This window comes from Mesorhizobium sp. P3_A9 (genome assembly GCF_056402975.1).
The window spans coordinates 1-24116 of the sequence record NZ_JBFUGJ010000057.1; the positions used below are offsets into that span (position 1 = coordinate 1).

Sequence of the window (24116 nt, forward strand, 5' to 3'; positions counted from 1 at the left end):
GCCTGCCACCGGTCGCCGTATGGTCGTTGAAGGAATAGATGTTGTGGCCGTTGCGGTCATAGACCGACACCGACCAGAAGGGGACATTTCCCGGCGCCTTGATGCGGACCATGCCTTCCTCGAGATCGAACCGGCAGGCCGTGGCATAAAACAGCGGGTCGACCGATTTCACCACCGGCGCGCCGCCTGCCTCGGCATCGAGCCGGTTCATCCTGTAGAGATCCGACGCCATCGACAGTCGCGACCACGCGTCACGCTCGGAAAATTCCGGCACCAGAAGCAGCACCACGATATGCACGATGCCGGCACCGACGAGGCCGAGCAGGACGGCGTGAAATAGGCGGCGCAGTGCGGCCAGGAGATTACGCATCGCAACCGGCCTTCACGATCCTGGGCAGCGAAACGTCCGACAGGCCGGTACTGCTGGCGATCGGCGTGTCATAGAAGGTCAGGACGAAATACATCCGTCCGGAACCGTCGGTCAAAAGCCAGTTGCCTTGCATCGGGTGATGGCCGACCGAGATGATCACCGAATTGTCGGCCTGGCGCAGCACCTCGTAGGACTGAAGTGCTGCAAGCCGCGGCTTGCCGGTCTCGACGACGCCAAGCGATTGATCGGCGGCATAGAGCGTCCAGAAGCGGGCGGTCGGAAATCCGCCCTCTATTCTATAGGTGCATTCCCGCTTGAGCTGGTCGCCGGCAGCGTCATTTTCCGCGACGAAGGACAGGCCTTCGGCGCGGCCGAGCGCAAGCACGCCCTCGCGCGCCACGCGCGCCTTGGAATAGGGGTCGGCGGCCGGCGTGCCGATGTCGGGAAAGGCGGTCCACTGGCCGATGCGGATCGCGCCGACGCCGTCCTGGATCTTCAGCGCATACCAGACGCTAGCGCCGCCGCCGCCAATGGCTATGGCAAGCGAAAGCAGCGTCAGGAAGGCATTCTTGAGCATGAAGGGCCGGGTGAATGAAGGAGTGCCGTTCGGGGATATCGCGGCGCAGGCCCCTGTGGCAAGCCGGCGTGATGGATTTGCCTGTCGGCCTCGCCAGCGCCGGGGCCGATGTCATAGCGCCGAAAGCGTTTCGGGCGGCGTTGAGGCGTCGAGTTTGGGGGCGGACTGGAACAGCTGGGTCATGTCCCGCAGCGTCTGCGTTGTCCGGCTAGACAGCACCGCCGGGCGTTCGGCTGCCGCGTCGGCCGCAGCTTGGTCCTCGCTCTTCTTCTGCGCTTCCGCGGCCTTGGCCGCGATCTCCTCATCGACGAACGGCTTGTCGATGCCGGGGATCGGCTTCAGGTCGATGTTCTGGTGCGCGTAGACCATCAGGCGCTGCCACACCATCGCCGGCAGCGAGCCACCGGTCATGTTCTTGGTCGGGGTGAAATCGTCGTTGCCCAGCCACACGGCCGCCGTGTAGTTGCCGGTGAAGCCGACGAACCAGGCGTCGCGGTAGGATTGCGTCGTGCCGGTCTTGCCGGCGACGACGATGTTGGGAATGAGCGCCCGCCGCGCCGTGCCCATCACCGGTACGGCCGCCAGCATGGTGTTCATCGATTTCAGCGCCTGCTCGGACAGCACCCGGTGCGGCGGCGGCGCATCCTTCGTCCAGTCATAGACCACGTCGCCGGTGCGGGTGACGAGCTGGGTGATGCCGTGCCGGGAGCCGACGAAGCCGTTCTGGGCGAACACGCTGTAGCCCGTCGCCTGGTCCATCACGGTCATGCCCGAAGTGCCGAGCACCATGGTCTTGTGTGCCTCGAGCGGCGATTCCACCCCGAAGGATTCCGCCATCGCCTTGATCGGCGCGATGCCGAGATGGTCCTTGGCCAGCCGTACCGGCACCGTGTTGATCGACTTGGCCATCGCCATCAACAGCGTGATGTTGCCCGCCGACTCGCCGCTGTAATTGTGCGGCGACCAGTTGCCCCAACTGATCGGGCCGCCTGATATGATCGAGTTGGGCGTAAAGCCGTGTTCCATCGCCGTGGCGTAGACATAGGGTTTGAACGACGAGCCGGTCTGGCGCAGCGCCTTGGTGGCGCGGTTGAACTGGCTGGCGCCATAGTCGCGGCCACCGACGATCGCGCGCACCGCGCCGTTGGTCTCGATGACCACAACCGCGCCCTCGGTGACGTTGTACTCCTTGCCGAACTGGCGCAGGTGGAACTCTACGGACTCTTCCGCCGCCTTCTGGATGTTGGCGTCGAAGGTGGTGTGGGCAACCAACGAGTGCTGGCCCGGCTTGGCGATCTTCTTGACCTCGTCGAAGGCCCAGTCGAGGTAATAATCCGGGCTTTTTTGTTCGCCACGATCGACGACATCGGCCGGATGCAGCCTGGCCTGCAGCACCTGGCCTTCGGTCATGAAGCCGGAATCGACCAGGTTGGAGAGCACCACATTGGCGCGCGCACGCGCTGCAGGCAGGTTGATGTGGGGTGCGTATTTGGTCGGCGCCTTGAACAGGCCGGCCAGCATCGCCGCCTCGGCAAGGTTCAGGTCCTTGACGCTCTTGCCGAAATAGAAGTCGGCCGCCGCTTCGATGCCGAACGTGCCGCCGCCCATATAGGCGCGGTCGAGATAGAGCTGCAGAATTTCCTTCTTCGACAGATTGGCTTCGAGCCACAGCGACAGGAAGGCTTCCTTGATCTTGCGCTCGAAGGTGCGCTCATTGGTCAGGAACAGGTTCTTGGCCAACTGCTGGGTGATGCTGGAGCCGCCCTGGACGACGGAATTCGCCCGCACATTCTCGAAGATCGCGCGCGAAAGGCCCAGCACGTCGATGCCGTAGTGATCGAAGAAACGCCGATCCTCGGTGGCGAGCACCGCCTTGATGACGTGATCGGGCATCTCGTCGACCGGCACGGAATCGCGCTGGATGATGCCGCGCTGGCCGATCTCATTGCCGTAGCGGTCGAGGAAGGTGACGGCGAAGTCGCCCTGGGCACGCCAGTCGCCGGTCGTATCCTGGAAGGCGGGTATCGCAAGCGCCAGCATCACCACGATGCCGCCGGCGCCGAGCGTGAACCCTTCGCTCAAAACTTCGATGATGCCGCGCCGCCAGCCTTTCAGACGGAAGCGCCGCGAGAAGATCGTTGCGCCTTCCCAGAACTGCCGTGCCTTGAAACCGATCTCGTAGAGCGAGGAATCGATCCAGGCGTCCAGCGCCAGAAGGCGGGAGGCGATCGCACCTCTTCTCTTGCGCGGTTCAGGGCTGACCATTCAAAAACCCGGCTCGGCTGTGGCGTGACCTGAAAACCGCAAGCCGGCAATTTCAGGGCAGCGCCCTGTTCCGACTATTCATCCATTTTGTGGACGCTCACAAGGGCGCCGAGGACACAGCCGCAAGGTTTGTCGATGAAAAGGCAGGCAACCGGCAAGCTGGCCGCCCGCCCACCGGATTCTTGATCCGGCGGGCGAGGGCTGTTTGTCGTTCCTTGGCTGTCAGGCCGCTTCGCGCTTCAGCGCCTGCGCCATGCAGTGGATGCCGCCGCCGGTCTTGGAGATTTCGCTCATGTCGATCGCCGCGACCTCGAAGCCGCGTGCCTTGAGCTGGCCGATCAGCGCCTGGCTGGAGGTCGGCGCGATCACCCGGTCCTTGCCTAGAGACATGAAGTTGCAGCCGAGCGCCATCGTGTCCTGGAACGGTACGTCGATGATCTCATGGCCCTTGCCCTTCAGCCAGTCGACGATGCCGGGTTCGGTGCAGGCGAGGCAGACGGCGGTGAGCTTTTCGGCGATCGGCACCACCATCAGGTCGATATGGACGTAATATTCGTCGATGAAGGCGAGACGCGTCTCCCAGCCCTCCTTCTCGAACCAGGACTGGACCTGGCGGGCGCCTTCTTCCTGCGTGCGGGCGCCACCGCAGCCGATCAGCACCACGCCCTCTTCGATGACGTTGAAGTCACCGCCTTCGAACGTGCCGGCGGTCACCATGTCGTAGATCGGGATGCCGAGTTTCTCGTAGGTGCGGATGGCGGCATAGTTTTCGCCGCGCCGCCACCAGTTGGCCATGGCGGTGATGAAGGCGCCATAAGGCGTCATGACGCTGGAATCGCGGGAATAGACCTGCATCGGCAGTTCCGGCGTCGGCTCGTGCCAGTGGATGTTGACACCGAAATGCTCATAGGCGGCGACCAGATCCTTGTGCTGCGCCTGGGCGATCTGGACGTTGCAGGGCGCCTCGCGCAGATGCTTGCGCGACAGCGAGCTGGTCGACAAATGGCGCAAAAAATTCGGCGATCCGAGCAGCACGTCGGTCAACACATCGGTTTCGTTGGCGAAGCCCCAGGCGGTCAGCGGCTTGGTGCCGCCCGCCGGATTGCGGCGCTGCAGCGAAAACGGCTCGGCGACGATGCGATCATGAACGGTCATGCGGTTCTCCTCATGGGCTTGTTCTCAAGAGTTGGTCTGGTCATGCATTGCTTGGGATCCACCAGTCGCGGCCACGCGCTGTGGTGACATATTCCGGCCAGCGGAAATTGATCGGCGGATCGTAATCACAGAGCGGTGCGATCCAGTTCGTGCCGCCAATGCCGCCGCCGGTGCGGGTGACGAACTCTTCCATCGCCGCATCGCGGACGGTCTTGTCCTCGAGCAGGCGTAGTGCTGCCAGCGCGACCGTCTTCGCCGCGCAGGTGACCATCGGGTCGATGGTGGCGGAAATGCCGCCCAGCGCATTCATCACCCAGGCAGGATAGGCGTGGCCATTCGCCGAACGCAATGCCGGACGGGCGACATAGAAGCGTGCCGTCGGCCCATGCCAGCTCATGTCGGTATAGTCGTCGGAGGTCGAATTCACCTGCGAGGGCGGCAGGTCGCGGCGCAGGATCGCCTCGGCCTCCTGTGGCGAAATCAGCCGCTCCAGCTCATCGATGAACGGGTTCTCGGTCGCGGCAGCCCCGGCATTGACCTGGATTTCACGGCCGATCGCCCTGGCGGCCTCGTCCCAACGTGGCGGCCCGACCGTCGACAGCGCTTCATAGGCGATCTCGGCCATGGCGTGATTGGCCAGTCCCGGCCGCGACTTCGACACCCAGTGGCGTTCGTATCGGCAGCCACTCATCGTGGCGGCGGCCGCGGCATTGCGGTCGAGCACGGCGGTGACCTGCTCGGCCATGGCAATGGTCGGCACCCGGATCATATACTGGATCTCGGCCAGCCCCGCCGGCAGATTGTCAGCGGTGGCCTGGCCGGCGGTCAGGATCGCCTCGCTGATCGACCAGCCACCCTGATGCGGCAGCATGGAGTCGCGCAGCGCCTTGGAGGCCATATACATCATCATCAGCGCGTCGTTGGCACCCGGCGCCCGCACCGCTGAATGTGCCTGCGGGATCGGCGCGCCGTCGCCCGCAGCGCGCGCCCAATTCTGCGGCTCGTCGCAGATGAAGCGGTAGATCATGGCGTAGGCGGCGCCACAATGCGTATCCCAGCGCGCCGTGTTGCAGAGCGGCAGCATGTAGAAGGGATGGAAGGAGATCATCCCGGCAAGGCCGTCATAATAGCCTTTTGCCGCATGGATCGGCTTCGAGCCGCGCACCTTCTCGGCCGGCTCGCCGGTGAAGCGCAACGTGCCTGGAATGCCATGGCGCTGCATGGCGGCCTTGGTGGCCAGCAGGCCGCCGAGGCTCGCCATGCCGAGCCCCGAATGCGGGTCGGTGTGGCCGCCGGCCTCGACGCCAAGGCCGGGCCGCGGCTGCTTTACGGTCACTGCGTCCTGGCAGTTGCCGGGGACGGCATCATATTCGGCATACATACCGATCGTCGGCCCGGCGCCATTCGTCCAGTGGGCGCAAAATGCGGTCGGCATGCCGCCGGAACCTTCCTCGACGGAAAAGCCCTCAAGCTTCAGCCGTGCCACATACCAGGCGGCTGACTGGTATTCGCGCCAGGCGGTCTCGCCGAAATCGAAGATGGTGCGCGTCCACGCCGACAGCAGCGGCTGGATGCCGTCGAGGCAGGCAAGGGCCGTCTCTTGCGCCGATGTCGTCACCGGTTTGTCCATGCCGCAAAGAAAGCAGTGAAGCGGCTCGCCAAAAAGTGATATGTTTTCCCGGTTCATGCAAATTCGGTTCACCTCTTGAGAATTCCATCCACACAGGCGCTGCGCGCTCTCGACAGTTTCGCCCGCCACGGCAGCGTCTGGCGTGCCGCCGACGAACTGCACCTCACCCGCAGCGCGGTGAGCCACCAGTTGCGGCTGTTGGAACGCGATCTCGGCTTCGATCTGCTGCAGCGCATTGGCAAAGGGGTGGCGCTGACGCCGCGCGGCCAGCGCTACGCAGCCGATGTCAGGAAGGCGCTGACCGTGCTCGGCGACGCGGGGGCGCAAAACAGCGGCGCCGGCGTCGGTGGGTCCTTCGCCATTTCCTGCCCTCCGGGCTTCGCCTCGATGTTCCTGTGCAGCCATATCGGCGAGTTCCAGCAAATGTACCCAGACGTGGCGCTCTCGATCCTGACACCTCGCCGCCTCGACGACGTCTCGAATCCGGACGCTGACGCCTTCATCGCCTTCGGCGTCGGCAACTGGCCGAACCGGGCGGTGGAACTGCTCTGCGAAGTTCACTTCACGCCGCTCTGCAGCCCGACGCTGCTCAACAAGGTCGGCGGCTTTTCCAAACCGGCGGACGTGCTGCGCGCCAACCTGCTGCATCTCTCCGACACCGAGGACTGGGCGCGGTGGCTGGCGCTGTCCAAGGTGGAGAACCCCGATACCGAAGGCGGTATCTTCTTTTCCGACATGAACCTCGTCTTTTCGGCGGCGGTCGCCGGACAAGGCATTGCCATGGGCGACGAGTTGACCGGCCGCCGGGCGCTGAGCGAGGGCCGTCTGGTCAAGCCGTTTGAAGCTTCGGTGCCCTCGCCACGCTCCTATTTCCTGGTCTTCGAGCACGCCAAAGCCAACCATCCCGTGCTCAATGCCTTCAGCGACTGGCTAAGGGCAAAGCTGTCGGAGAACAGGCTCTAATCTCCCCTCTCGAGGGGGAGATGGCCGCGAAGCGGCCAGAGGGGGTCGGTTCGACCGGGCTCGGCCTGCTGCGGCGGATGAAGGTTGGCGCTCCATGCGCGGCGACCCCCTCTGTCGCCTTTGGCGACATCTCCCCCTCAAGGTGGGAGATTAGGCGCGCGCCATCTCCCACCCGTGAATCAAATTTGCCGATCAGGCGAAAACTATTCGGTTGCGGTGAGCCGTGAGCCTGCCTACGATTTCACCAGAGACTGAGGAAGAGGCAGGATGCAGCAACCCGGCCGGGCCGCAGAGATCAAGGCAATCGGGATCGGCAAGAGCTTCGGCTCGTTCCGTGCGCTGGACAATCTGTCGCTCAATATCGGCCGCGGCGAGTTCCTGACGCTGCTCGGCCCCTCCGGCTCGGGCAAGACCACCTTCCTGATGATCCTGGCCGGCTTCGTGCAGCCGACCGAAGGCAAGCTTTTCAGCGACGGCACCGACATCACCGATCGACCGGCCGAACAGCGCGCCGCCGGCATGGTGTTCCAGGGCTATGCGCTGTTCCCACACATGAGCGTCGAGGCCAACATCGCTTTCCCGCTCAAGGTCCGCAAGAAATCGGCCTCCGACATCAAGAAGCGCGTCGGTGAGATGATCGAGCGTGTCGGCCTGATCGGCCATGAAAAGAAACTGCCCTCGCAGCTCTCGGGCGGCCAGCAGCAGCGCGTGGCGCTTGCCCGCGCGCTGGTGTTCGAGCCGGGCGTGCTTCTGCTCGACGAGCCGTTCTCGGCGCTGGACAAGAGCCTGCGCGGCCAGATGCAGGCCGAGATGAAGCGCCTGCACCAGGAAACCGGCACCACCTTCGTCTTCGTCACCCACGACCAGAGCGAGGCGCTGGCGCTGTCGTCGCGCGTCGCCATCTTCAACCACGGCAAATTGCTGCAGGTCGGCGCGCCGGACGAAGTCTACGACCGGCCGGACAACCGCTTCGTCGCCGAGTTCCTCGGCGAGATCAACATGCTGCCATTGAAGGGCGTGCAACCCGCCGACAATGGCTCGACCGGCGTTTGCGAGGACCGCGCGGTCAGCATGCATTGCAAGGCCGAGAAAGTTCGGGGTGACGCCATCCTGGCGATCCGGCCCGAACATATGTCGATCGCGCGTGAGGCGACGGTCGGCGAGAACGGCATTGCTGCGACCGCCATTGCCTCGACCTATATGGGTGCCGCGACCAAGCTTGACCTGACGACGCGCCAGGGCGCCAAGGTGACCGTCTCGGTGCCGAACGAAGTCGCGGCCTCCGCATTGAGCAAAGGCAATTCCGTCTGGCTGACCTGGCCGGCGGAAAAGGGTTTCCTCCTTCCGGACGGAGGACAATGACCGCCGGCGTGGACCTATGGGACACGCAGGCTTCCGGGAATGATCAACGACAAAAAAGGGGAACTGACATGACAAACGATACCAAGAAACAAGCCATCGACAGCCTGTCCGCAAGGGCAGGTCGCGGCGAGATTTCGCGCCGCCAGTTCACGCAGCTCGCGGCCCTCGTGCTTGCCGGCACGCCGATGCTGCTGCGCTCGACCGGTGCCTTCGCCCAGGCCAAGGAACTGGTGCTGGTCAACTGGGGCGGCGATGCCATCACCGCCTATGATGCGGCCTATGGCCAGGCTTTCACCAAGGACACCGGCATCACCGTCAAGATGGACGGCTCCGGCCCGACCGAAGGCGCCATTTCGGCGCAGTTCAAGAGCGGCGCGCCGACCTGGGATCTGGTCGACGTCGACCCGTTCTCGGCCATTACACTCGGCGCCCAGGGCGCTCTCGAGCCGATCGACTACAAGATCGTCGACAAGACCAAGATGCGCCCCGGCTTCGGCTGGGAGTTTGCCGCTTCGACCTATTTCTTCTCCTATGTCATCGCCTATGATTCCGAGAAATACGGCAAGGACGCCCCAACCGGCATGGCCGACTTCTTCGATGTGAAGAAGTTCCCCGGCAAGCGCTCGCTCTACAAATGGGGCGTGTCGAGCTGGGAAGCGGCGCTTCTTGCAGACGGTATCGCGCCGGCTTCGCTCTACCCGCTCGACCTCAAGCGCGCGCATGACAAGATCGCCGCCTTCAAGGAAAACGTCGTCGCCTACTGGGGTGGCGGCGCCGAGAGCCAGAGCGTGCTGCTCAATGGTGAAGCCTCGATGGCCATCGTCTGGTCGACCCGCGCCTCGCTGATCGAGCAGGATTCCGGCGGCAAGATCAAGTTCATCTGGGACCAGGGCCTGATCTCGCCCGGCGCGCTGGCCGTGCTCAAGGGCAATCCCGGCGGCAAGGACGCGGCGATGAAGTTCATCGCCAGCGCCCAGGATCCGCAAAAGCAGCTCGTCATGTTCGACAAGCTCGGCCAGGGGCCGGCCAATCCGGCCGCCGACGCGCTGATCCCCGCCGACAAGAAGCGCATCAACCCCGTCGATCCGGAGAACATGAAGAAGCAGATCGCGCTCGACATGGATTGGTACGCCAAGAACTATGGCGCGGCCCTCGACGAATACACCAAGATCATTTCGGCCTGACCAAGGCCGGGATAATCGGGTCCAAATGAGAGCATATCTCTCCGACAGGATGGGCGCGGCGCTGTTGATGGCGCCGCTGCTCCTGTTCCTTGTGCTTGCCTATGCCTGGCCGTTTCTCGGTGTCGTCAAGTGGAGTTTTACTCTGCCGACGCCTGGGCTAGGCCAATACGAGGCATTGCTCACCGACGATCTGGTGCAGTCGGTGTTCATCCGCACGCTGCGCATCGCGGCGATCGTCACTGTTGTGTCCGTCGCCGCCGCCTATGCCATCACGGTCGTCTGGGTGCGCGGCAGCCCGGCGCAGCGCCTCGTCGCCGAATTCTGCATCCTGGTGCCGTTCTGGATCTCCGTGCTGACGCGCGCCTTCGGCTGGGTGGCGCTTTTGTCCAATCGCGGATTGATCAACACCTGGCTGCAGTCGATCGGCTTCATCTCCGAACCGCTGACGCTGGTGCGCAATGAGTTCGGCGTCATCGTCGGCATGACGCATTTCCTCATTCCATTCGCCGTCTTTCCGCTGGCATCCGCCATGCGCAGCCTCGACGACCGCGTGCTGTTGGCCGCGCGCGGGCTCGGCTCCAGCCGCATGCGCACCTTCTGGACGGTGTTCGTGCCGATGACGCGGTCCGGCATCATCGGCTCCGCGATGATCGTCTTCGTCTTCTCGCTTGGCTTCTTCGTCACGCCGGCAATCCTCGGCGGCGGCCGCAGCGTCATGATCGCCGAGCTGATCTATCTCAGGATATTCCAGAGCCCGGACTGGGGGCTGGGGGCTGCGATCAGCGTTGTGCTGGTGTTGTTCGTCGGCGGGCTGATGGCGCTGCTGTTCCGCTACGTCAAACCGAAGCAGTTGATCTGATGCCGACCTATCGCCCCGGACCCGTCTCGCTGATCCTCGCCGCGCTGGTGGCGCTGTTCCTGCTGCTGCCGCTGCTTGCGGTCATCCCGGTGTCGCTGACGCCGAGCCGTATGCTGGCGATGCCATCGGGCGAACTGTCGCTGCGCCACTACCGCTCGCTGATCGAGGATCCGCGTTGGCTCCAGTCGATCCTGCTGTCGATCCGCATCGGCGTCGTCAGCAGCGCCTTTTCCACCGTGCTCGCGCTGTGCTTCAGCCTCGGCGTCTGGATGTTCCAGCCGCGCTTTACCGCCGCTCTCGTCGGCTTCGTGCTGTTGCCGATGGTGGTGCCGCCGGTGGTTTCGGCGATCACACTCTATTTCCTGCTCACCTCGATGTCCGGCGTCAGCTCGTTTTTCGGCTACGACACCTGGCTTGGCGTCGCCATGGCGCATTCGGTGATGACGGTGCCTTTCGCCACGGTGCTAATCCTGGTCTCGCTCAGCCAGCTCGACCGCCGCATCGACCTTGCGGCGCGGGGCCTCGGCGCCAGCGTATGGGAGCGCGCCACCCGCATCATCATGCCCAACATCAAATTCGGCATCGTCACCGCCGCGTTGCTGTCCTTCGTGCTGTCTTGGGAAGAAATCGGCGTCACGCTGTTCATCACCTCGGTCAACGCCATCACGCTGCCGCGTCTGATGTGGATGGGCCTGCGCGACAACATCGACCCGGCGATCGCGGCGCTGTCGGTGATCCTGATCATCATCACGGTGCTGGTGTTGGCGGTGCGCAGTGTGGTCACCAGGCAGCGCGCCGGGCACTGATTGCTCTACATAAACCTGACCGAGACGCGGCCGAACCTGCCCAGATCGCCGATGATTTCGTCGCCGGCCTCGACACTGATCGGCGTGACACAGGTGCCTGTAATCACCACCTGTCCCGGCTGGAGCGCTATGCCAAGGCCCGACAGTTCATTGACGATCCATGTCAGTGCGATACGAGGGTCGCCCAGCACCGCCGCGCCCGATCCATTGTGTTGTGACTTGCCGGAAACGAAGCCGGTCACCGGGTGCTCCGCGAGGTTCACGTCGCGCCAATCGTCTTCGACGGCCTCGCCGATGACAAACAGATTGGCACAGGCATTGTCCGCTATGAGCTGTGCCGCCCCGACAGCGCAGAAATCGTCATAGCGCGAGTCCGGAATTTCGATCGCCGGGTGCAGGCTCGCCACCGCATCCATCACCTCGGCGATTTCATAAGGCGCCGGACGCGGCGGCAGCTGGCGTCCGAAGCGGAAAGCGAATTCGATCTCGGCCACGCGCATCTTGCTCGTCGCGAGCGAAACGGCCCCGCCAACCTCGACCGCCTTCTCGGCGATGAGACGCCCGGCCATCGGGCCATCGACATTGATGTGCCTTTGCCCGGCCAGGCTGGTCGCCGCGATCTTCCAGCCGAAAAGCGGCGCTGACGAACGCTCCATCACATGTGACTGGATGGCGTAGCCGTCGATCCGCGTCTGCGGCCGCAATTCCTGGGGTATGGCGTCGAGACGGGTGCCGTTGTCCCAATGGCCTACCAACAACCGGGACGCGGCCCTGGCCTTTTCTGCATCGAGCATCGTCAGCTCCGGAAATGTGGGAAATGCTCCGGTGCTCAGCCAAAACCGGCAAGGAACATTCCATCGAGTGGACCAGTCCATATGGGGCAAGATCTGGTGACCAGGCAAGCAGTACGCCACGGTTTGCAACGCGCGCCGGCAAGTCGTATTTCCGAGATCATCGGCATTCATCATTCTGATGACGAATCGCCATCGTCTTCGCGTGGCGAACCGCTATATCTGGCAAGGGTATGCAGACATGGACAGGCTTTGGAAAAGCAATGTCGGTGATGCAACGGCTTGAGGAATGACAAATGACCGCGCCCGGCGATTTGCTGCAGGCACTGTTTCTAAGGCTCAAAAGCGATAAGTCGCTGTCGGCGTTGCTGAGCGGCGCTGGCCTGCTCGAACAGGCGACCGACAATGCCGCCTTTCCCTATGTGACCTGCGGCCAGACCAGTGCCTTTGACTGGAACACCGGCGCCGACAACAATGACGATCAGCTGATCACGCTGCATGTCTGGTCGAAAGCCCAGGGCGAAGCCGAAACGCTTGCCATCATGGACGCCATCAAGACGCGCCTTGCCGACGCGGCGCTGGTGATCGGCCCGCGCGGCCACACGCGGCTGTCGCTTGAGTTCACCGAGGCCCGTTACGACGAGGATCTCCTCGTCCACCACGGACTGCTGCGGTTTCGTGCGCTGACGCAGGAAGATGCCTGACACGCTTTCAATCTGACCGAAACGGAGTCTAGACTGGCATCTCAGGGATTTCGTCGGGTTGGGGCGTCGAAATCGCCATCGGTCGTCTCGCGTTCAGGGGTTTAGCGGGCATGTTTTTCGCATCGATCACTGTTCATTTCACGTTCAGCACCGATGCGTTACAACGCCGACCATGAAAACGCTTCGCTCCCACTTTCGAACCGCGACCCTGGCGCTCTGTGCTGCCGGGCTGTTCGCGTCGCAGGCGACAGCGATGCCGGTGATCGCGCCCGACCAGGCCAGCCCGATCGTCCTGGCCGCATCCGACTGCTACGCGATCGGCCAGCAGGTGGCCGAGCAGAATGGCGGGACGCTGGCCAAGGCCTCGCAGTCGACACGCGGTGGCCAGCCGGTCTGCGTCATCGTCGTGCTGGTGCCTGGCAAGGACGGGCAGCGTCCGCGCCGGTCCGAGATCGTCGTTCCGCAGAACTGAGCCAATCTTTCAACTGACAAGGCTAAGTTTCCCAGGCCGCCGGAATCGGCCTATATCTGAACCAGTCCTTCAACAGGTATCGATCACCGCATGCGCGTACTCGTCGTCGAGGATGACAAGGATCTCAACCGGCAGATAGCGGATGCGCTGGTCGATGCCGGCTATGTCGTCGACCGTGCCTTTGACGGCGAGGAAGGCCATTTCCTCGGCGACACCGAACCCTACGACGCCGTCGTGCTCGATATCGGCCTTCCGCAGATGGACGGCATCAGCGTGGTCGAGCGCTGGCGCCGCGGCGGCCGCAAGATGCCGGTGCTGATCCTGACGGCGCGCGACCGCTGGAGCGACAAGGTCTCCGGCATCGACGCCGGCGCGGACGACTATGTCACCAAGCCGTTCCACATCGAGGAAGTGCTGGCGCGGCTCAGGGCCCTGATCCGACGTGCCGCCGGCCATGCCTCGTCCGAACTCACCTGCGGGCCGCTTCGCCTCGACACCAAGGCCTCGAAGGCCGATGTCGACGGCGTGCCGCTGAAGCTGACCTCGCACGAATTCCGCCTGCTTGCCTATCTGATGCACCATATGGGCGAGGTCGTCTCGCGCACCGAACTGGTCGAGCATCTCTACGACCAGGATTTCGACCGCGATTCCAACACCATCGAGGTCTTTGTCGGGCGGCTGCGCAAGAAGATGGGCATCGACATGATCGAAACCGTGCGTGGCATGGGCTACCGCATGCGTGAGCCGGAGGCGTAACTCGGAACCGCTCAAACCAACCGCAAGGGCGCCGCTTTCGCTGCGTTTGTGGCCGCGTTCGCTGACGTTCCGCGTCATCGCCTTTTCCACCGTGTGGGCGATCCTGACACTTGTCGTCATCTTCACCTTGATCACCACGCTCTATCGCCAGGCCAGCGAGCGCGGTTTCGACAGCCTGCTTTCGGCGCATCTGTTCAACCTGATCGGGTCCATCGGCATTTCCGACACGGGAGCTCTGACTGGCGCTCCCGACCTCGGCGACCTCCGCTTCTCGGAGCCGAATTCAGGCTGGTACTGGTCGGTGGAACCTGCCTCGGAAGGCGTGCATGGCGATCTTCATTCGTCCTCGATGACCACGACGATCCCATCGCCCAGCGTTGCCGAGGTGCCCTTCAATGCCAGCTTCCAGCGCAGCTATTCGGCCGAAGGCATCGACGGCGAGAAGCTCGAAGTGTTCGAGAGCGAATTCGTGCTCGACGCCAAGAACCGCGCCGCGCGTTTCCGCGTCATGGGCAACCAGAGCGAACTCGAACAGGAAATCTCCACCTTCCAGCGCCGCCTGTTGACCTATCTCAGCCTGTTCGGCGTCGGCATGATTGCCATCAACGCCATCGCCATCCTGCTCGGCCTGCAGCCGCTGCGCCGGGTCCGCAACGCACTTGCCATGGTGCGCGAAGGCACCGCGCAGCGGCTCGACGGCCGCTTCCCGGCGGAGATCGAACCATTAGCCAACGAAACCAACGCCTTGATCGAAAACAACAAACGCATCGTCGAGCGCTCGCGAACCCAGGTCGGCAATCTCGCCCATTCGCTGAAGACCCCGCTGGCGGTGCTGCTCAACGAAGGCCGGGCACTTGGCGGCGCCAAGGGACAATTGATCGCCGAGCAGGCCGCCTCGATGCAGAAGCAGGTCGACCACTATCTGCAGCGCGCCCGCGTCGCCGCGCAACGCGACAGCGTCGTCTACCGCACACCGGTGGCGCCGCTGATGCAGCGCATGGTGCGGGTCTTGCAGAAACTCAATCCGCAGACCAGCCTGTCGCTGTCGCTGCCGGCCACCGAGATCGTGTTTGCCGGTGAGCGCGAGGACCTCGAGGAATTGCTCGGCAATCTTCTCGAAAATGCGATGAAATGGGCAAAGAGCGCGGTGTCGGTCACGGTGGCGCCGTCGGCCGGCAAGGATGACAATCTTTTCGAGATCAGCATCGACGACGACGGCCCGGGCATTCCCGAGGACAAGGCGCGCGACGCGTTGAAGCGTGGAAGGCGCCTCGACGAGACAAAGCCGGGAACAGGTCTGGGGCTGGCCATTGTCGCCGATCTCGTCAACGAGTATGGAGGCGTTCTTGCGCTCGAACGGTCCGGCCTGGGCGGGTTGAAGGCAGTGGTGCGATTGCGGAGCCTTCAGTGACGCTTTCTCGGGGCCAATCGACAGCGATGGACGGCGTATGGTATGGCGGCATATCGATTCATCCTGGAGCAATACCGATTGCTCCAGAACCTGCCGGCAGCGGCCAAATTTCCGACAAATATCAATACTATGGCCACGCTTACTTTCTCCGATGACGCGGCCCCCGGCGCATCCATGGCAGGCTCCAACTCAAGAAAACCGGTTGTTGGCATGAAGATTCGCGTCGCGCTTGTTTCCGCCTTGCTGGCCGTGTCCGGCTGCTCCACGTTGAGCGGCAAGGGCCCAACGCTCGCGCCGACACCGGCCTCGACGCCTCCGTCAAGCGGCAAGGTCACCAAGTCGATCATTTCGGCAATGGACGGCGGTCTCATCGGCGGCTCGATCGGCAACGGCCTCAGTGAATCGGAAAAACGCAGCGCCCTCGAGGCCGAATACAAGGCGCTCGAATATACGACGAGCGGCCAGAAGGTGGCGTGGAAGGGCGATCAGGCATCGCGCTATGGCGAGGTGGTTCCGGCCCAACCCTATCGCGTCGGTTCGCAGGATTGCCGCCAATATACGCAGACGGTCTTCACCGGCGGAGCCGGCGTTACGGCGCGCGGAACCGCTTGCCGCAACGCCGATGGCAGTTGGACGCCGCTGACCTGATATCCAGACCGGCTCCGGCCGGTTGATGTCGATCAAGGACATCAGGCGCGGCTGCCGTCAAAGCGTCGCAGGATGCTTGTGTTGGCAGGGCAGGGCTCTGTCGTTATTGGAAGAACCATGCTGTTCTGGGTCATAGCCGCAATACTGACGCTGGGCGCGAGCCTGGCGGTGCTGCTGCCGCTGGCGGCCGGCTCGAAGAGCGACTCATCGAGCGGCGATCACGACCTGGAAGTCTACCGCGATCAATTGTCCGAGCTTGACCGCGACGCTGCGCGCGGCTTGATCCAGCCGGCGGAAGCGACCGAGGCGCGCGCCGAGATCGCGCGCCGGATCCTTCGCCTCGATAATTCAGATGCGGCCGGCAAGACATCGGCCAGGCAGGTCTCGGTCATGGCGCGGCTTGTCGCGACCGTGGCCGTGCTGGCGGTGCCGCTGGTCAGCTGGGGCCTTTACAGCCAGATCGGCTCGCCTGACCTGCCATCGCAGCCGCTCAGCGAACGTCTGGCCAAGAACCCGGCCGACAGTTCGGTCGACGAATTGGTGGCGCGGGCCGAGGCCCATCTTGCCGCCAACCCTTCCGACGGCAGGGGCTGGGACGTGCTGGCCCCGGTCTATCTGCGCATGCAGCGCTTTTCCGACGCGGTGGCCGCGTATCGCAACGCCATCCGCTTCGATGGCGACAGCGCTGTTCGCCAGGCTGGCCTCGGCGAGGCAATCGCCGGTGCGGCGGGCGGCATTGTTTCCGCCGATGCCCAGGATGCCTTCGAGGCGGCGCTGAAGTTCGATCCGGCCAACGCGAAAGCCAGCTTCTATCTGGCCATGGCCTTGGCGCAGGAGGGGCGGAACAAGGACGCGGTGACGGCCTGGCAGGCGATGCTGGGCGCTTTGCCGCCGGAATCGCCATGGCGCGGCGCGGTCGAGCAGGCATTGGCCAAATCCGGCGAAGTCGCTTCCGGCGCGGCAGCGAAAGGCCCTGACGCTGCGGATGTCGACAACGCATCCTCAATGTCGCCGCAGGATCGCGAAGCCATGATCAAGACGATGGTCGCCGGCCTTGACGAAAAATTGCGGCAAAATCCGCGTGACCCGGAAGGATGGATGCGGCTCGTTCGTTCCTATGTCGTGCTGGGCAAGGCCGATCAGGCGCGCGAGGCGCTGGGTCGCGCCATCGCCGTCTTTGGCGCCGGCAGTGACGAAGCCAAGAAATTCACCGCCTTTGCCGCCTCGCTCGGCCTGACGGCGACGGAGTAGACATGACGCGCAAGCAGAAACGGTTGTCGGTCATCGTAGGCGGCCTGGCTTTCCTGGGCGCCGCCACCGGGCTGACCTTCTACGCGCTTGGCCAGAAGGCATCCTATTTCTACATGCCGGCTGACCTCACCACGGCAAGCGTCCAGCCCGGCCAGCGCATCAGGCTGGGCGGCTTGGTCGAAAAAGGCACCATCCAGCGCGGGCTGGGGGCGACGGTCGCCTTTTCGGTTACCGACACGCATAAATCGGTCAAGGTCACCTATACCGGCATCCTGCCCGACCTTTTTCGCGAGGAGCAGGGCGTCATCACCGAGGGCACCTTCGGTCCGGACGGCGTCTTTGTTGCCGACAGCGTGCTGGCAAAGCATGATGAGCGCTACATGCCCAAGGAAGTGGCCGACGGGCTGAAGGCCAAGGGCGTCTGGCAGGAGAGCAAGAGTGAGTAGCGGGAGAGCAAACGTGGATTTCGGGAACAACCATGGTTGAAACTGGACATTTCGCCCTGGTCCTGGCGTTCGCGCTTTCGCTGGTGCAGACGATCGTGCCGCTGTATGGCGCGCGCCTCAACAACCAGCGCCTGATGTCTGTCGGCGGTCCCGTCGCGGTGACCGGTTTTGCCCTGACGGCGCTGTCCTTCGCGGCGCTGGCGAGTGCCTACGCGAACTCCGATTTCTCGGTGGCGAGTGTTTGGGAAAACTCGCATTCGCTGCAGCCGATGATCTACAAGATCACCGGAACCTGGGGCAATCACGAAGGCTCGATGCTGCTCTGGGTGCTGATCCTGACCTTTTTCGGCGCGCTGGTCGCTGCGTTCGGCTCCAACCTGCCGGCGACGCTGCGCGCCAATGTGCTGGCGGTGCAGGGCTCCATTGGCGCTGCCTTCTTCCTGTTCATCCTGGCGACGTCCAACCCCTTCATCCGGCTCAATCCGGCACCGATCGAAGGCCGTGACCTAAACCCGGTCCTGCAGGATCTCGGCCTCGCCATTCATCCGCCGCTGCTCTATCTCGGCTATGTCGGCTTCTCGATCTGCTTCTCCTTCTCGGTCGCAGCCCTCATCGAGGGCCGCATCGACGCCTCCTGGGCGCGCTGGGTGCGGCCATGGACACTGGTCGCCTGGATGTTCCTGACCGGCGGCATCGCCATGGGGTCATACTGGGCCTACTACGAGCTCGGCTGGGGTGGCTTCTGGTTCTGGGATCCGGTCGAGAACGCCTCCTTCATGCCGTGGCTGGCGGGCACCGCGCTGCTGCATTCGGCCATCGTCATGGAAAAGCGCTCGGCGCTGAAGATCTGGACGCTGCTGCTCGCCATCCTGACCTTCTCGCTGTCGCTGCTCGGCACCTTCCTGGTGCGCTCGGGCGTGCTCACCTCGGTGCACGCCTTTGCCACCGATCCGACGCGTGGTGTCTTCATCCTGTGCATCCTGACGCTGTTCATCGGCGGCTCGCTGGCGCTGTTTGCGCTCCGCGCCTCAAGGTTGACGGCCGGCGGCCTGTTCCACCCGATTTCGCGTGAAGGCGCACTCGTCCTCAACAATCTGTTCCTGACCACGGCGACCGCCACCGTGCTCGTCGGCACGCTCTATCCACTGGCGTTGGAGGCGCTCACCGGCGACAAGATCTCGGTCGGGGCACCGTTCTTCGACCTGACCTTCGGCCCCTTGATGCTGCCGCTTCTGGCCATTGTGCCGTTCGGTCCGCTGCTGGCCTGGAAGCGTGGCGATGTCTTCGCTGCATCGCAACGCCTGATGGCGGCCTTCGCCGTAGCGTTGGCGGCGATGCTGGTCACCGGCCTGTTTGTCGACGGCGCGTCGGTTTTCGCCGCCCTCGGCATCGGCCTTGCCGTCTGGCTGGTTGCCGGCGCGCTCACCGACCTTGCCGTCAAGTCCGGCGTCGGATCGGTCGCACCGGCCGTCATGTTCAGGCGCTTTGCCGGCCTGCCGCGCTCGGTCTTCGGCACGGCATTGGCCCATCTCGGCCTCGGCCTGACATTGCTCGGCATCGTCGCCACGCTCTCCTTCGGCACTGAGAAGATCCTCAGCATGCGTGCCGGCGAGACGGTCGAATTATCCGGCCATACGCTGCGTTTCGTCGGGCTCTATCCGGCGCAAGGGCCAAACTACAGCGAGGACCGCGGCCGCTTCGAGTTGATCGGTGTCGCCGGCAGTCCTGTCGGCGAAATCAGTTCCGCCAAGCGTTTCTTTCCGGTGCGGCAGACGACGACGACGGAGTCCGGTATCAAGACCCTTGGTTTTTCGCAGCTCTACATTTCGCTCGGTGATGAGAACAAGGACGGCTCCGTGGTGGTGCGCCTGTGGTGGAAACCTTTGGTGACGCTGATCTGGGGCGGCGGCCTGGTGATGATGGCAGGTGCTGCCATGTCGCTGATGGACAGGCGCCTGCGTGTCGGCGCGCCCTCGCGCCGGCGCAAGCAGGCGAGCGCCGTGGCGCCCGCGGCCCTGCCATGAATGTACGCCTTTCATTGACCTCGATTGTCCTTTTGCTGGCGCTGTTCATTGCCGGTACGGCAATGGCGGTGAAGCCTGACGAAATGCTGGCCGATCCGGCGCTCGAGGCGAGGGCGCGGGCGCTGTCGGAAGGCCTGCGCTGCATGGTCTGCCAGAACCAGTCGATCGACGAATCCGATGCCGATCTTGCCCGTGATCTGCGTATCCTGGTGCGCCAGCGCCTGGTCGCCGGCGATACCGACCAGCAGGTTATGGACTATGTCGTTTCGCGCTACGGCGAATTCGTGCTGCTGAAGCCGCGTTTCGACCTGCGCAACGCACTGCTTTGGTGCACGCCCGTATTGTTGCTGCTGGTCGGAGGCATATTCATTGTGCTGACCGCGCGGTCACGCCGGACACTGGCGACAAAGTCTCTGTCATCAGATGAACAGGCGGCACTGGACGCTATCCTTCACCGCGACTGAAGGCGGCGACCGCCCCACCAACATTACCAAAGTTTCATGTGTCGGAAATGGCGCCGTAATGTGCGCCTCTCTAAGTCTCTCTCCTCGAGGATGCCAATCAAGCAGCGTCCGTTTGAAAGAGGATAAGAGATCCATGAATATTGCCCCCAATTCATATTCCGTCACCCGCAAGCGTCTCATGGCAGCCGTCGCTTCGGTCGCCGTTGCCGGCGTGATCGGCGTTGGCGCGCTGACCACTGGAACCAGCCCCGTTCTGGCCGATGCCGTGCGCGTCGAGGCACCGCAGGTGCAAGGCTTCGCCGATGTCGTCGAGCGCGTTTCGCCGGCCGTGGTCAGCGTCAAGGTGAAGGCCAAGATCCAGCCGACCGCCGATGACGGCTCCGATGATCAGGACGGTCTCGACAATCTTCCCAACAATCCGCAGTTGCGCCGCTTCTTCAAGGAGTTCCGCGGCTTCGGCGACCAGAACGGCCAGAATGATGACGGCCATCGCCGCTTCGGTAATCGCGACCGCAACAACGACCAGCCGCGCCCGGTGGCGCAGGGCTCCGGCTTCTTCATTTCCGAGGATGGCTATCTCGTCACCAACAACCACGTCGTCGAGGAAGGCACCGCTTTCACCGTGGTGACCAGTGACGGCAAGGAACTCGATGCGAAGCTGGTCGGCACCGACCCGCGCACCGACCTCGCCGTGCTCAAGGTCGAAGGCAGTGGCAAGTTCACCTATGTCGACTTCGCCGACGATTCCAAGGTTCGCGTTGGCGACTGGGTCGTGGCCGTCGGCAATCCGTTCGGTCTCGGTGGCACTGTCACCGCCGGCATCGTATCGGCGCGCGGCCGTGACATCGGCGCTGGCCCCTATGACGATTTCCTCCAGATCGACGCCTCGGTCAACCGTGGCAATTCGGGCGGCCCGACCTTCAATCTCAACGGCCAGGTGGTCGGCATCAACACGGCGATCTTCTCCCCTTCCGGCGGCAGCGTCGGTATCGCCTTCGACATTCCTGCCTCGACCGCCAAGCAGGTCGTCGAAGACCTGATGAAGAACGGTGCGGTGCAGCGCGGCTGGCTCGGCGTCGAAATCCAGCCGGTTACCTCCGACATCGCCGAATCGCTCGGCCTGAAGTCCAACAATGGTGCGTTGGTGTCGAGCGCCCAGGACGATGGGCCCGGCAAGAAGGCCGGTATCATCGCTGGCGACGTGATCACCCAGGTCGAGGGCAAGGACGTCGCTTCGCCGAAGGAACTCGCCCGCCTGATCGGCGCCTATTCGCCGGGCAAGTCGGTTGACGTCACCGTCTGGCGCGACGGCAAGAGCCAGACGATCAAGGTCGATCTCGGCAAGCTGCCGGTAAGCGACAAGCAGGCCTCGAACGACCAGCAACAGCAGCCCGCCGCTCCGGCGAAGCCCGACACGCTGGCCGATCTCGGCCTCAAAGTCACCAAGTCCGAAAACGGCAAGGGTCTTGTGGTGACCGATGTCGATCCCGACAGCGATGCCGCCGACCGCGGCATCCAGCCGGGAGACATCATCACCGCTGTCAACTCGATCGAAGTCAACGGCACCGACGACGTCACCAAGGCGATGACCGAAGCGGTGAAGGCCGGACGCAAGGCCGTGTTGATGCAGATCACCCGCGACGACAACAACCGCTTCGTCGCGCTGCCCGTCGCCAAGGGCTGACAACGACTTTTCCGGTGCGGCGGTTTCAAACACCCCCGAGCCACCGCATGGGAAAGCATGGAGCCGGGTACGTTAGTCAGTCATCGTGCTCTCCTCCAGCGGCAGCGGGCCTCCCATCGCCCGCTGCCGCACATTTTGGAAGCCGCCTAAAAGCGCTCCCTCGGGCCTGGGCCGAGAGGACGTTATGATTGCAGGATCATGCCCTGAAACAGGCCCGAAACAGGCTTGTCCGGGATGAAGACAACCAGAGAATAAGATTTTATCGCGCGCGGTCCCGATCATCTTGATCGCGACGCGCTTTGGCAAAGGCTAAAATGCAGATGCCGGCTACTCAACCTTCCAACGAAATCGCGTATAACGGCCCTATGAAGATTCTCGTCATTGAAGACGATCGTGAGGCTGCGGATTATCTCCAGAAAGCCTTCGCCGAGGCTGGTCATACCGCGCATGTCGCCGGTGACGGCGAAACCGGTTTCGCGCTTGCCGACGCCGGCGACTATGACGTGATGGTCATCGACCGCATGATGCCGCGCCGCGACGGTCTTTCGGTCATTGCCGGCCTTCGCTCCCGGGGCAACACCACGCCGGTGCTGATCCTGTCGGCGCTGGGCGAGGTCGATGACCGGGTCACCGGCCTGCGCGCCGGCGGCGACGATTATCTGACCAAGCCCTATGCGTTCTCCGAACTTCTGGCCCGCGTCGAGGTGCTGAACCGCCGCGCCAGCGCCAAGGAGGCCGAGACCGTCTACCGGGTTGGCGACCTTGAACTCGACAGGCTGTCGCATTCGGTCCGCCGGGCGGCGCGCGAGATCACGCTGCAGCCGCGCGAGTTCCGCCTGCTCGAATATCTGATGCGCCATGCCGGCCAGGTGGTGACGCGCACCATGCTGCTCGAAAATGTCTGGGATTATCATTTCGACCCGCAGACCAATGTCATCGACGTCCACGTCTCGCGGCTGCGCGGCAAGATCGAAAAGGGCTTCGACAAGCCGATCCTGCATACGGTTCGCGGCGCCGGCTACATGCTGAAAAGCGGCTAGCAACAGCATGGCTCTTTCCGTGCCCGCCATCATGAAGACGACGGCAGCGCGGCTTTCGGCGCTCTATTTCCTGCTTTTCGCGCTGTGCGCCGTGCTGCTGGTCTTCTACATGACGTCGCTGTCAGCGAGCATGCTGACCGGGCAGACGCAGGACACAATCAATGATGAGATAATAGGCCTGGCCCGCGCCTACCAAAAGGGCGGCCTGCCGCTGCTGGTGCGCGTGGTCGAAAACCGCTCCCGTCAGCCTGGCGCCAACCTCTATCTGATCGCCGACACCAATGGCCAGATCCTGACCGGCAATGTGCAGGCCCTGGAACCTGGTGTGATCGATACCGAGGGCTGGACGACCGAGCCGTTCTCCTACAAGCGCTTCGGCGAAGGCGAGCTTGATCGTTTGCGCAGCGGAGCATCCGACCAGACGCCATCGCCTTCAACTGGCGACAACACGGCGCAGCAGGCCGAAGGCGAAAAGGGTCACAACGCCATTGCGCTGGTGCTGCGGCTGCCCAACCAGATGATCCTGCTGGTCGGGCGCGATCTTGGCGAACCGGAGCGCTTTCGCGCCGTCATCCGCCGCGCCCTGATGCTGGCGCTCGGCATGATGGGGCTCGGCGGACTGCTCATCTGGTTCTTTGTCGGCCATGCCGCGCTGAAACGCATCGACAGCGTGTCGGAGGCCAGCCGCCGCATCATGGGCGGCGATCTCTCGGGCCGGCTGCCGGTGACCGGCGCCGGCGACGAGTTCGACCGGCTTTCGGAAAACCTCAATTCCATGCTGGCCCGGATAGCCACGCTTAACGAAGGCCTGAAGCAGGTTTCCGACAACATCGCGCATGATCTGAAGACACCGCTGACCCGGCTGCGCAACCGGGCCGAAGCAACACTTTCCGGCAAGCACAAGCCGGCCGATTACCGCCAGGCTCTGGAAGGCACCATCACTGAGTCCGACCAGCTCATAAAGACCTTCAACGCCATCCTGATGATCTCCCGGCTCGAAGCCGGATATTCGTCGGAGCACACCAACCGCGTCGATCTGGCAGCGGCCGTGCGTGATGTCGTCGAGCTCTACGAGCCGGTGGCGGAAGAGGCTGGCGTTTCGCTCGAAGCCGACGTGAACGGCGCCTTTGTCGTCAACGGCAACCGCGAACTGATCGGCCAGGCGCTGTCCAACATCGTCGACAATGCGATCAAATATTCGACTGATTCCACGTCCAAGCCGGCGGTCCGGGTGACGCTTGAGCGCACCCATGG

23 protein-coding genes are annotated in these 24116 nt (G+C 63.6%); 17 read left to right on the plus strand and 6 right to left on the minus strand.

The features are described 5' to 3' along the window. From AC1DX0_RS11370 to AC1DX0_RS11390, 5 genes are all read right to left on the minus strand, one after another. A partial coding sequence (locus tag AC1DX0_RS11370; RefSeq protein WP_477355377.1) for a DUF1254 domain-containing protein occupies positions 1-370 on the minus strand: 370 nt, incomplete at its 3' end. Continuing rightward, complete coding sequence (locus AC1DX0_RS11375; protein ID WP_477219525.1) at positions 363-947, minus strand: DUF1214 domain-containing protein; 585 nt, start codon at positions 945-947, stop codon at positions 363-365. The genes AC1DX0_RS11375 and AC1DX0_RS11370, both read right to left, overlap by 8 nt. 111 nt (positions 948-1058) lie before the next feature. Beyond that, positions 1059-3212: a transglycosylase domain-containing protein gene (locus tag AC1DX0_RS11380; protein ID WP_477219524.1), complete on the minus strand. Its 2154-nt coding sequence runs from the start codon at positions 3210-3212 to the stop codon at positions 1059-1061. 222 nt (positions 3213-3434) lie between these two features. Further along, on the minus strand, positions 3435-4367 hold the full coding sequence (locus AC1DX0_RS11385) for a dimethylarginine dimethylaminohydrolase family protein (protein ID WP_477219523.1): 933 nt from the start codon (positions 4365-4367) through the stop codon (positions 3435-3437). Between the two features lie 40 nt (positions 4368-4407). Then, the gene (locus tag AC1DX0_RS11390) at positions 4408-5997 is read right to left on the minus strand and encodes a zinc-binding metallopeptidase family protein (protein WP_477219782.1); all 1590 of its coding nucleotides are present in this window, start codon (positions 5995-5997) and stop codon (positions 4408-4410) included. Between the two features lie 75 nt (positions 5998-6072). Between AC1DX0_RS11390 and AC1DX0_RS11395 the strand changes: the two genes are divergently transcribed. The 5 genes from AC1DX0_RS11395 to AC1DX0_RS11415 all read left to right on the plus strand — a co-directional run bounded on the left by AC1DX0_RS11395 (position 6073) and on the right by AC1DX0_RS11415 (position 11171). Next, positions 6073-6960 carry a LysR substrate-binding domain-containing protein gene (locus AC1DX0_RS11395; RefSeq protein ID WP_477219522.1) on the plus strand — a complete coding sequence of 296 codons (888 nt, stop codon included), beginning with the start codon at positions 6073-6075 and terminating at the stop codon, positions 6958-6960. Between the two features lie 267 nt (positions 6961-7227). Continuing rightward, entirely contained in the window at positions 7228-8322 is a 1095-nt protein-coding gene (locus AC1DX0_RS11400) for an ABC transporter ATP-binding protein (RefSeq protein ID WP_477219521.1), read from the plus strand. Positions 8323-8390: 68 nt separating this feature from the next. After that, on the plus strand, positions 8391-9506 hold the full coding sequence (locus tag AC1DX0_RS11405) for an ABC transporter substrate-binding protein (protein ID WP_027041609.1): 1116 nt from the start codon (positions 8391-8393) through the stop codon (positions 9504-9506). Between the two features lie 25 nt (positions 9507-9531). Beyond that, positions 9532-10365, plus strand: a complete 834-nt coding sequence (locus tag AC1DX0_RS11410; RefSeq protein WP_477219520.1) for an ABC transporter permease — start codon at positions 9532-9534, stop codon at positions 10363-10365. Beyond that, positions 10365-11171 (plus strand): ABC transporter permease, encoded by an 807-nt coding sequence (locus AC1DX0_RS11415; protein ID WP_477219519.1) that lies wholly within the window; start codon positions 10365-10367, stop codon positions 11169-11171. The genes AC1DX0_RS11410 and AC1DX0_RS11415 overlap by 1 nt, the downstream gene beginning before the upstream one ends. Positions 11172-11176: 5 nt before the next feature. On the opposite strand, the gene AC1DX0_RS11420 is transcribed toward AC1DX0_RS11415, so the two are convergent. Beyond that, positions 11177-11965: a 2-keto-4-pentenoate hydratase gene (locus AC1DX0_RS11420; protein WP_477219781.1), complete on the minus strand. Its 789-nt coding sequence runs from the start codon at positions 11963-11965 to the stop codon at positions 11177-11179. Positions 11966-12258: 293 nt separating this feature from the next. Between AC1DX0_RS11420 and AC1DX0_RS11425 the strand changes: the two genes are divergently transcribed. The 12 genes from AC1DX0_RS11425 to AC1DX0_RS11480 form a co-directional block, all read left to right on the plus strand. Then, complete coding sequence (locus AC1DX0_RS11425) at positions 12259-12666, plus strand: DUF3168 domain-containing protein (protein WP_477219518.1); 408 nt, start codon at positions 12259-12261, stop codon at positions 12664-12666. A gap of 172 nt (positions 12667-12838) precedes the next feature. Further along, a complete protein-coding gene (locus tag AC1DX0_RS11430) occupies positions 12839-13138 on the plus strand; it encodes a hypothetical protein (protein WP_475451691.1) in 300 nt (99 codons plus the stop codon). Between the two features lie 90 nt (positions 13139-13228). Further along, positions 13229-13894 carry a response regulator transcription factor gene (locus tag AC1DX0_RS11435; RefSeq protein ID WP_019857144.1) on the plus strand — a complete coding sequence of 222 codons (666 nt, stop codon included), beginning with the start codon at positions 13229-13231 and terminating at the stop codon, positions 13892-13894. Continuing rightward, positions 13878-15305 carry an ATP-binding protein gene (locus tag AC1DX0_RS11440; RefSeq protein ID WP_477219516.1) on the plus strand — a complete coding sequence of 476 codons (1428 nt, stop codon included), beginning with the start codon at positions 13878-13880 and terminating at the stop codon, positions 15303-15305. Before AC1DX0_RS11435 ends, AC1DX0_RS11440 begins: the two co-directional genes overlap by 17 nt. 210 nt (positions 15306-15515) lie before the next feature. Then, positions 15516-15953: a hypothetical protein gene (locus tag AC1DX0_RS11445; RefSeq protein ID WP_477219515.1), complete on the plus strand. Its 438-nt coding sequence runs from the start codon at positions 15516-15518 to the stop codon at positions 15951-15953. A 117-nt stretch (positions 15954-16070) separates the two neighbouring features. After that, on the plus strand, positions 16071-17204 hold the full coding sequence (gene ccmI, locus AC1DX0_RS11450) for a c-type cytochrome biogenesis protein CcmI (RefSeq protein WP_477219514.1): 1134 nt from the start codon (positions 16071-16073) through the stop codon (positions 17202-17204). Positions 17205-17206: 2 nt separating this feature from the next. After that, positions 17207-17650, plus strand: coding sequence for a cytochrome c maturation protein CcmE (gene ccmE / locus AC1DX0_RS11455; protein WP_477219513.1), 444 nt, complete (start codon positions 17207-17209; stop codon positions 17648-17650). 32 nt (positions 17651-17682) lie between these two features. Further along, the gene (locus tag AC1DX0_RS11460) at positions 17683-19674 is read left to right on the plus strand and encodes a heme lyase CcmF/NrfE family subunit (protein WP_477219512.1); all 1992 of its coding nucleotides are present in this window, start codon (positions 17683-17685) and stop codon (positions 19672-19674) included. Further along, entirely contained in the window at positions 19671-20138 is a 468-nt protein-coding gene (locus AC1DX0_RS11465; RefSeq protein WP_477219511.1) for a cytochrome c-type biogenesis protein, read from the plus strand. Before AC1DX0_RS11460 ends, AC1DX0_RS11465 begins: the two co-directional genes overlap by 4 nt. 133 nt (positions 20139-20271) lie before the next feature. After that, the gene (locus tag AC1DX0_RS11470) at positions 20272-21822 is read left to right on the plus strand and encodes a Do family serine endopeptidase (RefSeq protein WP_477219510.1); all 1551 of its coding nucleotides are present in this window, start codon (positions 20272-20274) and stop codon (positions 21820-21822) included. 365 nt (positions 21823-22187) lie between these two features. Continuing rightward, complete coding sequence (locus AC1DX0_RS11475) at positions 22188-22862, plus strand: winged helix-turn-helix domain-containing protein (protein ID WP_476093470.1); 675 nt, start codon at positions 22188-22190, stop codon at positions 22860-22862. Positions 22863-22869: 7 nt separating this feature from the next. Further along, positions 22870-24116 (plus strand): sensor histidine kinase (locus tag AC1DX0_RS11480; RefSeq protein ID WP_477355382.1); only part of this gene is annotated, 1247 nt, incomplete at its 3' end.